This window comes from Tenacibaculum sp. M341 (assembly GCF_004337695.1).
Taxonomy (GTDB): Bacteria; Bacteroidota; Bacteroidia; order Flavobacteriales; family Flavobacteriaceae; genus Polaribacter.
On sequence record NZ_SJXJ01000006.1, the window covers coordinates 172,792 to 186,172 of the forward strand.

Consider the following 13,381-nt stretch of genomic DNA (forward strand, 5'->3'; position numbering starts at 1 on the left):
TTTAACTGTTGTATTTTAATAGATAGAACGTTTTTTATGAGAAAGTTTTACAACCAAATAGTCTTTGTAATTATTGTTGGTGCCTTATTTGCATGCAGCACAACTAAAGATTCTGTTATTAACAGAAACTTTCATACGTTAACAACCAAATACAACGTGTTGTTTAATGGTGAACAAGCATTTCAAAAAGGACTTAAAAATATTGAAGATAATTTTGAGGATAATTTTTGGAAAAGACTTCCAATTGAACCTATAACTTTTGATGAAAGAAGTATAGGTGAGTTAAAATTTAATTCAACTCCAGGTGATGGTTTTGACGACAATGGAAAAGGTGGTGGAAGTGATAGTCAGGCAGTAACTCCTTTTGATAAAGCTGAAGAAAAAGCTGTAAAAGCAGTTCAGAAGCATTCGATGAATATTAACGGTTTTGAAAGAAATCGCCAAATAGATGATGCTTATTTGTTATTAGGGAAATCTAGATATTACACCCAAAGATTCATTCCTGCAATTGAAGCTTTCAATTACATCATCGCAAATTATCCAAAAGCAAATTTAATATACGATACTAAGGTTTGGAGAGCAAAATCAAATGTTCGTTTAGATAATGAACGCTTAGCAATTGAAACTTTAGAACTGTTAATAGAGTTAGACAAAAACGAGAAAAATTTAACAAACGTTCAACGTCAGAGTGCTTACACTGCTATGGCGATGGCTTATGAAAAAACAGATACAATTCAGAAAGTAATTGAAAATCTTAAAATTTCTACTTCTTTTGTTAATAACGCACAATCAGCAAGGAATAAATTCATTTTAGGTCAAATTTACAGCGAGTTAAATAGAAAAGATTCGGCAAGAACAGTATTTAATCAATTAGCTTACAGTAAAAGAACACCAGAAAAATATAGAATTCATGCTAATATTGAGTTAGTTAGAAACATGGATAAAGATTCTTCTAACTTGTATTTAATTCAGAAATTAAAAAAGTTAGCTAGAAACTCTGATTACAGAAAATATACAAATGAACTTTACTATCAATTAGGAGTTTTAGAAGAATCAAGAGATAGTGTTAATAGAGCAGAAACATATTACTTAAAATCTTTAGAAGCTAAGAAAAATACTAACTATCAAAAAACCTATGCATTTGAACGTTTAGGGAATATTTATTTTGATAGAGAGGATTATATTTTGGCAGGATCTTTTTACGATAGTGTTTTACAAGTAACTACAGAAGAGTTTGCTACAGAAAAGAGAATTCGTAGAATAAAAAGAAAAAATAAAGGACTAACCAAGCTTAGAGAGTTTGAAAATATAGTTAAGAATAATGACAGTATTTTAAGGTTGGTTGCAATGAATGACGATGAACGTAACGCTTTCTTTACAGAGTACATTGAAAAGTTAAAAGTAGAAGATGAAACTAAAAGACAGCGATTATTAAATTCTCAAGACTTCGGAAGTCAGTTTGCTGGAGGAGGAGTTTCATTTGGAGGAAATGGATCAGGAGGTACTTGGTATTTCTATAACTCACAATCTAAAGGCTTTGGTAAAGTTAATTTCCAGAAAAATTGGGGTAACAGACCTTTGGAAGATAATTGGAGATGGTCAGATAAAAACCAAAGTGGAGAAGAAGAGGAAGAAGAACTCGAAATAGAAGTTGAAAAAACAGACAGTAAGTACGAATTATCAACTTATATAAGTGCCATACCTACAGATGAAAAAGTAATAGAACAGTTGCAATCTGAAAGAACAGATGCGCTGTATCAATTAGGTTTAATTTATAAAGAGCAGTTTAAAAACCCTAAAAGAGGGATAGATAATTTTGAGAAGTTTTTAGTGTCAAATAAAAAAGACGATTTAATACTGCCTGTTAATTATCACTTGTACCAAGCTTATTCAGCAATTGAAGATGCTGAAAAAATTGAAGAAAAAAAGAACTTAATTTTAAATAAGTATCCAGAATCTCAGTTTGCTCAAATTATTAGAGAGCCTAATAAGAAGTTAGAAACCAATACACAAGTAAGTGAAATAGAAAAAAAATATAAAGAAATTTACAGAATGTATAAATTCAATATGAATGAAGAAGCTGTAAATCAAATAGATAATTTAGGGAGTAGTATTGAAAATTCAAAAATAATTGCTAAATTCGCTTTACTTAGGGCTATGGCACTAGGTAAGTATAAAAGTAAAGAAGAATATAAAAAGGCGTTAGAACTTGTTGCTACTAAATATGCAGGGCAAATTGAAGGGCAAAAGGCTAGCGAAATTATTGAAATATTAAATTAATTCCCTATGTTTAGTAATAAAAACAAAAAAGAACCAATAGTAGAAAGAAAAGCATCAGGTAGAAATGTGATAGGAAGGGGAACTAAAATTACTGGAGATTTTATTTCAGAAGGTGATTTTAGAATTGATGGTGTTTTAGAAGGTACATTAAAAACAAATGGACGTGTAATTATTGGTCAAGAAGGTTACATTAATGGAACTGTTGATTGCAGTAATGCAGATGTAGAAGGTAAATTTTCTGGAGATTTTAATGTATCAAATATGTTAACAGCAAAATCTACAGCTAACATTACTGGAAATGTAAATGTAGGACAAATATCTACAGAACCAGGAGCTTCTTTTAATGCAACATGCAATATGAGAGGAGCCATAAAAGAATTAGGTAAAGATAATAATGCCTCAAAATCAAAGAAGCAAGAAACCGCTTAATAAATATTTACGTTTTAGTGGTATAGCAATTCAAATGGGTTTAATCATTTACCTTGGTAACTTATTAGGTAAGTGGTTAGATGCAAACAATTCAAATAATGATGAGTTATACGCTAAAATTTGTACTTTAGTAGCCGTTTTTATCGCAATGTATACAGTGATAAAACAAGTTACTAAACTATCAAAATAATAATGAGTAAAAGAATTACTATATTTTTAGCAACAGTTTTGTTGCTTTTTTTTATGAGTTATTTTTTGAATGACTTTATCGTTCAAAAAAATAACATCAGTTTATCTTTTAATTTGCTACATGTTTATCTTTTTCATGCCATAGCAAGTTTAATAATTTACGTACTTGTAGAGTTAGTCGTAACGCAACTACCAAATGAAACGGGTTACTTATACCTAGCACTAACCATGATTAAATTAGGAGTTTTTGTAATGCTTTTCCAAGAAAGTATCTTTTCAGGAGAACCATTAACCAAACCAGATAAAGCATCCCTTATAGCACCTTTATTTATTTTTTTAATAACTGAAACTATTGGTGTTGCAAAGCTTCTGAATAACAAACAATTCACTCAAAAAAAAGGAGAATAAAAACTAAGACAAAAAAAGAGTTTGTGTTTTTAATTAAATGTGTACCTTTGCACGAAATTTAAAGGGAACGAATCACATTAACTAACTATGATGATGGCAACAAAAACTATTAAGGTTTTAACAGCAGTAACTTTACTATTCTCTTCTTTTGCAGTATTTGCAGGTGGCGGAGAAAAAACTTCTAGCGATGACGGAGGTAGAGTAAATACCAAAGAAGAAATAGAAGCTTATAAAAAACACCACTTAGCAGATTCGCACGATTTTCACATTTTTTCCTATACAAATAGTAATAATGAAAGAAAGCATATTGGTTTTCCTTTGCCTATTATTGTTTGGACGAGTGAAGGTTTGAAAACTTTCATGTCTTCTGAATTTCATCATGATGATAACGGTCATGTGATTGTTGAAAAGGATGGTTTAAAACTTACAAAGATCCATAGTAAGATTTATGAATTAGAAGCTGGTGCTGATCATGTGTCTTTTGATGATCATCATCATGCTACAAATGCTCACAAAGTGTTAGATTTTTCAATAACTAAGAGTATTGTAGGTATGTTATTAGCTGGTGTATTAATGTTCTTCGGATTTAGATCTCTAGGGAATAGTTATAAAAAAGGTGCTATTCCAACTGGAGTAGGTCGTTTTTTAGAGCCACTAGTTTTATATGTTAGAGATGAAATAGCTAGACCAAACATTGGAGAGAAGCATTACAGGAAGTTTATGGGCTTTTTATTAACTGTGTTTTTCTTTATCTGGATATTAAACTTATTAGGGTTAACTCCATTAGGATTTAATGTAACTGGTCAGATTGCAGTGACTGTTGCCTTAGCTTTAATGACTTTTGTGATTGTTCAGTTTAGTGGTAATAAAGATTACTGGAAACACATTTTCTGGATGCCAGGTGTACCAGTTCCAATGAAAATAGTTTTAGCACCAATTGAAGTTTTAGGTATGTTGACTAAACCGTTTTCGTTATTTGTTCGTTTATTTGCAAATATCACTGCAGGTCATGCTGTAGTTATGGGAATTGGAGCATTGATGATTTTGTTACAGGATAAATTTGGTACGGCTGGAGCAACAGGTATTTCATTTGCCTTAACGTTATTCTTAACTTTAATTGAAGTTTTAGTGGCGTTTTTACAAGCTTACATTTTTACAATGTTATCATCATTGTTTATCGGGATGGCTGTTGAAGAACACGACCATCACTAAGAATTAGAAATACGAATTTGTTTAATTATATATAAATCAATTATTATGACACTTAATTTAGTTGGAGCAGGTTTAATCGTAATCGGAGGTGGATTAGGATTAGGTAAAATCGGAGGTAGTGCAATGGAAGCTATCGCTCGTCAACCAGAAGCTGCTGGTAAAATCCAAACTGCAATGATTATCATTGGAGCTTTATTAGAAGGTTTAGCATTTGGTGCTTTACTTTTAGGATAAGATCAAAGAAATTAAAAAAGAACATCTTCCTGCAACGGTTGGTTGTAGGAAATGTTTTTAAGAATTAAACAAAAATTAAAAGATAAAATATTATGGAAATATTTAATGATTTTTCAGTAGGATTGTTCTTTATGCAGTTAGTAATCTTAGTTGTATTGATTTTTTTACTAGCTAAGTTTGCTTGGAGACCAATTTTAAACTCAATTTCAGAGCGAGAAGAAGGTATTCAGAGTGCATTAGATGCAGCAGAGAATGCTCGTAAAGAAATGCAAAACTTACAAGCTGATAACGAAAAGTTATTAAAAGAAGCGAGAGAAGAGAGAGATGCAATGATGAAAGAGGCTCGTGAAATTAAAGATAAGATTATTGTTGATGCTAAAGAAGAGGCAGCTGAACAAACAGCTACTATGATCGAAAATGCAAAAGCAACAATTAAGCAAGAGCAACAAGCTGCTGTAGCTGAGTTAAAGAAGAAAGTAGCTGATTTATCAATTGGTATTGCTCAAACAGTAGTAAAGAAAGAATTAGCTTCACAAGATGATCAATTAAAGCTTGTTGAAGGTATGTTAGAAGAGGTTACTTTAAACTAATTAAGTAAGATGAAAGAAACAAGACCAGCATTACGTTACGCAAAAGCAATTTTAAACCTTGCTAAAGATCAAGGAAAAGATGCTGAAGTAAACAATGATATGAAATCTATAGTTGATACGATTTCTGAAAGCGATGATTTAGATGCAATGCTAAAGAGTCCAATCATTAAAGCATCTGATAAAAAGAAGGTGTTAAATGCATTGTTTGCAGATTCAGTAACAAACATCACTAAAGGCTTGTTTAATCTTTTAGCAGAAAACAAGAGAATGTTAATTTTAGAAACTGTAGCTAAGCAGTACAGTGTAATCTACGATTTTCATAAGAAAATGCAGGTTGCTACAGTAACAACTGCAGTTGCATTAACTAAAGAACTAGAAGATAAAATTCAAAAGAAAATAGTAGAGATTACTGGAAACAGTGCTACTATTGAGAATGTTGTAAATCCAGACATTATAGGTGGATTTGTGTTAAGAGTTGGAGACGTACAATACGACGCAAGTATTTCTAACCAATTTAACGAATTAAGAAGAGAATTTGACAATAGTCACTATATTCCAAAAATTTAAACTTTTTAAAAGGATTGAGGTAAAGAATTAGAGCTGTCCAACTTCTAATATCTAGCCTCTACTATCTAAAATAAAAAAAGATGGCAGCAATAAAACCAGCTGAAGTATCAGCAATTTTAAAGGAACAATTAACAAATTTCGAATCGAAAGCTACTTTAAATGAAGTAGGAACTGTATTACAAGTGGGTGATGGTATTGCTCGTGTTTATGGTTTATCTAATGTACAGTACGGTGAATTAGTAGAGTTTGGTAGCGGTTTAGAAGGAATCGTATTAAACTTAGAAGAAGATAATGTAGGGGTAGTATTATTAGGATCATCTACAGGAGTAAGTGAAGGATCTACAGTAAAACGTACTGAAAGAATTGCTTCTTTAAAAGTAGGTGAAGGAGTTGTTGGTAGAGTTGTAGATACTTTAGGTAATCCAATTGATGGTAAAGGACCAATCGAAGGTGAAACTTTCGAAATGCCTTTAGAGCGTAAAGCACCTGGAGTTATTTATCGTCAACCAGTAACTGAGCCATTACAAACAGGTATTAAGTCAGTAGATGCAATGATTCCAATCGGACGTGGACAACGTGAGTTAATCATTGGTGACCGTCAAACAGGAAAATCTACTGTTGCAATTGATACTATTTTAAATCAAAAAGAATTCTACGATGCAGGTGAGCCTGTATATTGTATTTATGTAGCAATTGGTCAAAAAGGATCTACTGTTGCTGCTATTGCAAACATGTTAGAAGAAAAAGGAGCTTTAGCTTATACTACAATTGTAGCTGCAAATGCTTCTGATCCTGCTCCAATGCAGGTATATGCTCCATTCGCAGGAGCTGCTATCGGTGAGTATTTCCGTGATACTGGTCGTCCAGCATTAATCATTTATGATGATTTATCTAAGCAAGCAGTTGCTTACCGTGAGGTGTCTTTATTATTACGTCGTCCACCAGGACGTGAGGCGTATCCTGGAGACGTTTTCTACTTACACTCAAGATTATTAGAGCGTGCTGCAAAAGTTATTAATGATGATGCAATTGCTTCTCAAATGAACGATTTACCAGATTCTTTAAAAGGAAAGGTAAAAGGTGGAGGATCATTAACTGCATTACCAATTATTGAAACTCAAGCAGGAGATGTATCAGCATATATTCCAACAAACGTAATTTCGATTACAGATGGTCAGATCTTCTTAGAGTCTGATTTATTCAACTCAGGTGTACGTCCTGCAATTAACGTAGGTATTTCTGTATCGCGTGTAGGAGGTTCTGCTCAGATTAAATCAATGAAGAAAGTATCTGGTACATTAAAGTTAGATCAAGCTCAATACCGTGAATTAGAAGCGTTCGCTAAGTTTGGTTCTGATTTAGATGCTGCTACTATGAATGTAATCTCTAAAGGTCAACGTAATGTTGAGATTTTAAAGCAAAATCAAGGAGATCCTTTTACAGTAGAAGATCAGGTTGCAATTATTTATGCTGGTTCTAAGAACTTATTAAAAGATGTACCTGTAAAGAAGGTAAAAGAGTTCGAAAGAGATTATATCGAATACTTAAATGCAAAGCATAGAGATACATTAGATGTTTTAAAATCAGGTAAATTAACTGATGAAGCTACAGATGTATTAAGAGAAGCTGCTAAAGAAATTTCAGCTAAGTTTTCTGCATAAAAATATATAAAGTGTCATTTCTGTAAAAAAGCAGAAATGACATTGTTTTAACTAATTAATAGATTTCGTGTTAAAGCGGAATAAGAAAAGCAAATTATGGCTAATCTTAAAGAAATACGTAACAGAATTACTTCAATTGGGTCAACAATGCAGATTACATCTGCCATGAAAATGGTATCTGCTGCAAAGTTGAAAAAAGCTCAAGATGCAATTACAGCAATGCGTCCGTATTCATCTAAGTTAACAGAATTATTACAAAACTTAAGTGCTACTTTAGAAGGTAACACTGGTGGAGCATATTCTGAACAAAGAGAAGTTAATAAAGTTTTATTAGTTGTTATAACATCTAATAGAGGTTTATGTGGCGGTTTTAATTCTTCTATTGTAAAAGCTACAGTTAAAACTATTCAAGAAAAATACAGTAATACAGAGGTTGAACTTTTTACAATAGGAAAAAAGGGAGCTGATGTATTGTCAAAAGAATACAACGTAGTTGATAGTAGAAATACTGTTTTTGATGATTTAACTTTTGAAAATGTGGCTGGTGTTGCTGAAGAGTTAATGAAACAATTTGTTGATGGATCTTATGATAAAATTGAGATTATTTACAATCGTTTTAAAAACGCTGCTACTCAAATACCAATGGTAGAGCAATTTTTACCAATTAAACCAATAGAAAGCGATGAAAATGTAAGTTTAGATTATATTTTTGAGCCTTCTAAAGAAGAGATAGTATTAGAGCTAATACCAAAGTCTTTAAAAACTCAGTTATACAAATCTATCCGTGATTCATTTGCTGCCGAACACGGAGCTCGTATGACTGCGATGCACAAGGCTACTGATAACGCTAAGGAATTACGTGACGAATTAAAGCTTACGTACAACAAAGCTCGTCAGGCTGCAATTACAAACGAAATTTTAGAAATTGTAGGTGGTGCAGAAGCATTAAACAGCTAATTCACTCAATACATATAATATTTAAAAGCGAACCATATTTTGGTTCGCTTTTTTATTTGTTATTACTCGTAAGTTTTATGTATTTATTTTTTTCATTTTGTGAAAAATACTAGATTTACCAGACCAAAAAAAGAAAATTTTAATACTTAATACATTTACTATGAAAAATCTTTTCAAAGCATCCATTTTACTTATTTTAACCTTGTTTATTTCTTGCTCAGATAATACAGAAGAAATTGAAAATACTAATTTTATTAAAATGAATGTGAATGGTGAAGAACTTACATTTAATTCATTAGTTATAGATTCTTTTATTGATAGTGGAAAAGGGGAAGAAGTTATTGAAATAACAGCAACTATAAAAAATAGAACTGATAGAATTTTAACAATTAGTATTTTCAAAGATGCACTAGGAGCTAATTCACTAAGTGATTTTGCTTATTTTACAAATGAAGGAGGTTATTTTACAGGTTCATTAGTAGTTTCTTCAAATGACCAGCTATGTGATGGTTCGCCTTTAGGAACTAACAGATTTAACTTTGTAACATCTACAAATAATAATGAAACACTATCAGGGAATTTTTCTGGAGAATTGTTCAGTTGTGAAGATAATAAACCATTGAATATTATTATTACTAATGGCTCATTTAATTATAACTTTTAAGATTCCTAATAAAATTTAAAAAACGAACCAATTTTGGTTCGTTTTTTATTAGATCAAACTATGAATAGTTTCTTTTATTGAATCACTATCTATACCGCACATTTTATGTAACTCATCAACAGTTCCATGATGTATGAAGTTGTCAGGTACTCCAAGTATTTTAATTGTTTTTTTATAGCTATGCTTAGAAGCAAATTCCAATATAGCAGCACCGAAGCCTCCCTTAACAGTTCCATCTTCTACAGTTACAATTTTTTCAAACTTTTTAAAAATTGTTTGTAAAAGTTCTTCATCTAAAGGTTTTATAAAACGCAGATCATAATGCGCTACTGTATCTTTGTTCTGAATCGTTTTTAAAGCCTCAGAAACGTTTTTAGCAATAGAACCAATTGATAGTATAGCAATCTTATTTCCGTCTTTTAAACACATTCCTTTTGATGTTTCAATGACTTCAAAGGTTGTTCTCCAGTTAACAGAAGTTCCTCTGCCTCTCGGATAACGAATTGCAATAGGATTTTTAAGTCCTAATTGAGCGGTATATAGAATATTTCTTAATTCGATTTCATTCCGCGGAGCGAAAATGATTAGATTTGGAATACATCTTAAGTAAGCAATATCGAATACTCCATGATGTGTTGCTCCATCAGCTCCTACTAAACCGGCTCTATCTAAACAAAATATTACTGGTAAGTTTTGTAATGCAACATCATGGATTATTTGGTCGTAACCTCTTTGTAAGAAAGTAGAGTACACATTACAAAAGGGAATTAGTCCTTGCGTAGCCATTCCAGCAGCTAAAGTAACAGCGTGTTGTTCTGCAATACCAACATCAAAAGTTCTTTCAGGAAATTTATCAAGCATAAACTTTAAAGAACTTCCTGTTAACATAGCAGGAGTAATACCTACTATTTTGTCATTTTTCTCAGCAAGTTCAACAATAGTTTCTCCAAAAACATCTTGGTATTTTGGAGGTTGAGCAATTGAAGATTTTGGCAGCAAATCACCAGAAACTTTATCAAACTTTCCAGGGGCATGATAGGTTACCTGATTTTCTTCAGCTTGTTTTAACCCTTTTCCTTTGGTGGTAATAACATGCAAAAACTTAGGTCCTTTAATCTCTTTTAATCGATTTAATTCTGTAATAAGCTCGTTAAAATTATGTCCGTCAATAGGTCCAGAATAATCAAAATTTAAAGCTTCAATAATATTATGTTGTTCAATATCGCTTCTTTTTGATTTTATTCTTGTCAAATACTCTTTTAAAGCACCAACAGATGGATCAATACCAATAGCATTATCATTTAAAACAACCAAAAGATTAGAATTTGTAACTCCAGCATGATTTAAAGCTTCAAAAGCCATTCCGCTAGCAATAGATGCATCTCCAATTACAGCAATATGATGTTTGTTTTCATTTTTTAATTGAGAAGCAATAGCCATTCCTAAAGCTGCTGAAATAGATGTAGAAGAATGTCCAACACCAAAAGTATCGTACTCACTTTCACTTCTTTTAGGAAAACCAGAAATTCCACCTAACTGTCTATTTGTATGAAAAGTATCTTTTCTTCCAGTTAAAATTTTATGTCCATAAGCTTGATGTCCAACATCCCAAACCAATAAATCTTCAGGAGTATTAAAAACATAATGCAAAGCAATTGTTAATTCCATAACTCCCAAGCTAGCCCCTAAATGACCTTCTTTAGTAGCAACAATATCAATGATAAATTTTCTTAATTCCTGTGCTAACTCAGGTAGCTCATTCTCATTTAATTGTCTTAAATCAGATGGGAAATTGATTCGATTTAACAAGTTTTTTGACATGTAGCAAAGGTAGTGATTTCAGTTGGCAGTACGTAGCATTTCAATTCACAGTAATGAGTAAATAATCTGACTTAATAGGTGTAACAAATAACTGCCTACTAAATTACTGCTCACTGCTAACTAATGATTACTTTTGTCTTATGAGTAAATTGTATTTGGTACCCACTCCTATTGGAAATTTAGAAGACATTACTTTTAGAGCTATTAAGGTTTTAAAAGAGGTAGATTATATTTTAGCAGAAGATACTAGAACGAGTGGAAAGTTGTTGAAGCATTTTGATATTGATACTCCAATGCAATCTCATCATATGCATAATGAACACAAAACAGTAGAGGCTATTGTAAAAAGGATTCAAAGTGGTGATGTCTTTGCGTTGATTTCTGATGCAGGAACCCCAGCTATTTCTGATCCTGGTTTTTTGTTAACAAGAGCTTGTGTTGAAAGTCAAATAGAAGTTGAATGTTTACCGGGAGCTACAGCTTTTGTGCCCGCACTTGTAAATTCAGGACTACCAAACGATAAGTTTGTGTTTGAAGGTTTTTTACCAGTTAAAAAAGGTAGACAAACTCGTTTAAAGTTTTTAGCAGAAGAAAAAAGAACAATGATTTTTTATGAAAGTCCACATAAAATTTTAAAAACACTTACAAACTTTGTAGAATACTTTGGTGAAGATAGACAAGCTTCTGTTTCTAGAGAGCTTACTAAAATGTTTGAAGAAACAAAAAGAGGTAGTGTACAGGAATTGTTAACTTACTATACTCAGAAACCAGCAAAGGGAGAAATTGTAATTGTTGTAAAAGGAAAAGTTTAATTCAACTTTTAATTTGATGTATAAAGCAACAAAAGATGATAAAGCAATCGTTGCAAAAATTTTATGTTCAGCTTTTGAGCCTATTTTAATTCCTAACTCAATTAATTTTGTTGTAAAACAAGACCATAAAAGATCAAAAAGGATGAAAGTTTTAATGGAATACCTTTTTGATACGACACTTTTATATGGAGATGTTTTTTTATCTAACAGCAAAACAACATGCGTATTGATTCAATATCCGCATAAAAAGAAAATGAATTTTACTCATGTTTTATCAGATCTTAAATTAGCATTCCAGTGTATTGGGTTATCTAACGTTTTGAAAGTTTTAAAAAGAGAAAAAAGTTTGCGAAAGCATCATTTAAAGCAACCTCATATTCATCCAATTATTTTTGCTACTCTTCCTTCTGAACAAAATAAAGGTCAAGGATCAATGTTGATAAACGAATTGATAAAGTTATTTGAAGGAAATAAACTTCCTGTAATTATTGAAACAACTTTAGATGAAAACATTAGGCTTTATCAGAAATTCGGATTTGAAATTATCAAAAAAACTAAAGACTTAAATTATCCTTTAATCTTTTTAAAAAAAGAAATGTAGAACTCTTCTACTTGTTTTTGTTAAAAATAGGTAAAGCTAAAAATGAAAGACCTCCAAAAACTATAATCATAGCAGTTTGAGCTGCCCACATAACACTACCAAATGCAATTCCGGTTTTTTCAGATATTCCAAATAAAGTAAGAGCAGTACCAACTGCAGCAGGATAAGCACCTAAGCCACCATTGGTAGCAGCAATGGCAAATCCACCAGCAATAAAACCAACTAACACTCCTCCAAAAGGAACTTGTAAACCTTCAATTGAAGGAATTGTAGCCCAAAACATAGCTATGTACATTATCCAGATAAAAACTGTATGAAAAATAAAAGCCCATTTATCTTTCATTCTAAATATACTTGTTACCCCTTCAGATAAACTTAATATGAAATTTTTAATCTTTAAGCCTAAACCTTTAGTCGCTTTCTTTACATATTGAGTAAAAACAACAAAACCAACTATTAGAGCTCCTACTGCGATAAGAATTTTTATTGGTGAAAAATTCTTAGATAATAAATCATAAATAAAGTCGAATTGAACAAATAAAGTAATTACCAATATTAAAAGCATCATTACTAAATCGGCAATCCTTTCAGCTACAATAGTACCAAAGCCTTTTTCAAAAGGAATTCCCTCGTAAGTTGTCATAACACTTGCTCTAGTAACTTCTCCTGCTCTAGGTAAAAACAAATTCATTAAATAAGCAACCATAACAGCTAACGTAGAATTTAAGAATTTTGGTTTGTATCCCATCGGTTCAAGTAAAAACTTCCACCTATATGCTCGAGATAAATGACTTAGAATACCAAAAAATAATCCAAGTGCAATCCAAGAATAATTGGCGTTTTCAAAGTACTGTAGTAATTCTTTCGGTGATACAATAGTGAAAGAATACCAAACTAAAAAACCTCCCAAAATGAGAGGTAATATTATTTTAATTATTTTTTTCAAGGAAATATTC

General features: G+C 31.6%; 15 protein-coding genes. 13 read left to right on the forward strand and 2 right to left on the reverse strand.

Features of this window, described 5'->3' with window-relative positions; genetic code table 11:
• Positions 1-36 precede the first annotated feature (36 nt).
• The 11 genes from porW (at position 37) to EYW44_RS08675 (ending at position 9,191) form a co-directional block, all read left to right on the forward strand.
• A complete protein-coding gene (gene porW, locus EYW44_RS08625) occupies positions 37-2,280 on the forward strand; it encodes a type IX secretion system periplasmic lipoprotein PorW/SprE (protein WP_132723266.1) in 2,244 nt (747 codons plus the stop codon).
• Positions 2,281-2,286: 6 nt separating this feature from the next.
• Positions 2,287-2,709 carry a bactofilin family protein gene (locus tag EYW44_RS08630; RefSeq protein WP_132723267.1) on the forward strand — a complete coding sequence of 141 codons (423 nt, stop codon included), beginning with the start codon at positions 2,287-2,289 and terminating at the stop codon, positions 2,707-2,709.
• Positions 2,675-2,899 (forward strand): AtpZ/AtpI family protein, encoded by a 225-nt coding sequence (locus EYW44_RS08635; protein WP_132723268.1) that lies wholly within the window; start codon positions 2,675-2,677, stop codon positions 2,897-2,899. Before EYW44_RS08630 ends, EYW44_RS08635 begins: the two co-directional genes overlap by 35 nt.
• Positions 2,900-2,901: 2 nt before the next feature.
• Positions 2,902-3,306, forward strand: coding sequence for a DUF6168 family protein (locus tag EYW44_RS08640; protein WP_132723269.1), 405 nt, complete (start codon positions 2,902-2,904; stop codon positions 3,304-3,306).
• Between the two features lie 87 nt (positions 3,307-3,393).
• Complete coding sequence (gene atpB, locus EYW44_RS08645) at positions 3,394-4,518, forward strand: F0F1 ATP synthase subunit A (RefSeq protein WP_132723270.1); 1,125 nt, start codon at positions 3,394-3,396, stop codon at positions 4,516-4,518.
• A gap of 45 nt (positions 4,519-4,563) precedes the next feature.
• Positions 4,564-4,752 carry a hypothetical protein gene (locus EYW44_RS08650; RefSeq protein ID WP_132723271.1) on the forward strand — a complete coding sequence of 63 codons (189 nt, stop codon included), beginning with the start codon at positions 4,564-4,566 and terminating at the stop codon, positions 4,750-4,752.
• Between the two features lie 92 nt (positions 4,753-4,844).
• The gene (locus tag EYW44_RS08655) at positions 4,845-5,342 is read left to right on the forward strand and encodes a F0F1 ATP synthase subunit B (RefSeq protein ID WP_132723272.1); all 498 of its coding nucleotides are present in this window, start codon (positions 4,845-4,847) and stop codon (positions 5,340-5,342) included.
• Positions 5,343-5,351: 9 nt separating this feature from the next.
• A complete protein-coding gene (gene atpH, locus EYW44_RS08660) occupies positions 5,352-5,909 on the forward strand; it encodes an ATP synthase F1 subunit delta (RefSeq protein WP_132723273.1) in 558 nt (185 codons plus the stop codon).
• A gap of 80 nt (positions 5,910-5,989) precedes the next feature.
• A complete protein-coding gene (gene atpA, locus EYW44_RS08665; protein ID WP_132723274.1) occupies positions 5,990-7,570 on the forward strand; it encodes a F0F1 ATP synthase subunit alpha in 1,581 nt (526 codons plus the stop codon).
• Positions 7,571-7,666: 96 nt separating this feature from the next.
• A complete protein-coding gene (atpG, locus tag EYW44_RS08670) occupies positions 7,667-8,527 on the forward strand; it encodes an ATP synthase F1 subunit gamma (protein ID WP_132723275.1) in 861 nt (286 codons plus the stop codon).
• 160 nt (positions 8,528-8,687) lie between these two features.
• Entirely contained in the window at positions 8,688-9,191 is a 504-nt protein-coding gene (locus EYW44_RS08675) for a hypothetical protein (protein WP_132723276.1), read from the forward strand.
• A 48-nt stretch (positions 9,192-9,239) separates the two neighbouring features.
• On the opposite strand, the gene dxs is transcribed toward EYW44_RS08675, so the two are convergent.
• Positions 9,240-11,012, reverse strand: coding sequence for a 1-deoxy-D-xylulose-5-phosphate synthase (gene dxs / locus EYW44_RS08680; protein WP_132723277.1), 1,773 nt, complete (start codon positions 11,010-11,012; stop codon positions 9,240-9,242).
• A 140-nt stretch (positions 11,013-11,152) separates the two neighbouring features.
• On the opposite strand from dxs, the gene rsmI reads away from it, so the two are divergent.
• Both rsmI and EYW44_RS08690 read left to right on the forward strand, forming a co-directional pair.
• Entirely contained in the window at positions 11,153-11,824 is a 672-nt protein-coding gene (rsmI, locus tag EYW44_RS08685) for a 16S rRNA (cytidine(1402)-2'-O)-methyltransferase (RefSeq protein ID WP_132723278.1), read from the forward strand.
• 16 nt (positions 11,825-11,840) lie between these two features.
• Entirely contained in the window at positions 11,841-12,425 is a 585-nt protein-coding gene (locus EYW44_RS08690; RefSeq protein ID WP_132723279.1) for a GNAT family N-acetyltransferase, read from the forward strand.
• A 7-nt stretch (positions 12,426-12,432) separates the two neighbouring features.
• Here EYW44_RS08690 and EYW44_RS08695 read toward each other — a convergent pair whose 3' ends face one another.
• Complete coding sequence (locus EYW44_RS08695; RefSeq protein ID WP_132723359.1) at positions 12,433-13,377, reverse strand: lysylphosphatidylglycerol synthase transmembrane domain-containing protein; 945 nt, start codon at positions 13,375-13,377, stop codon at positions 12,433-12,435.
• Positions 13,378-13,381: the final 4 nt, after the last annotated feature.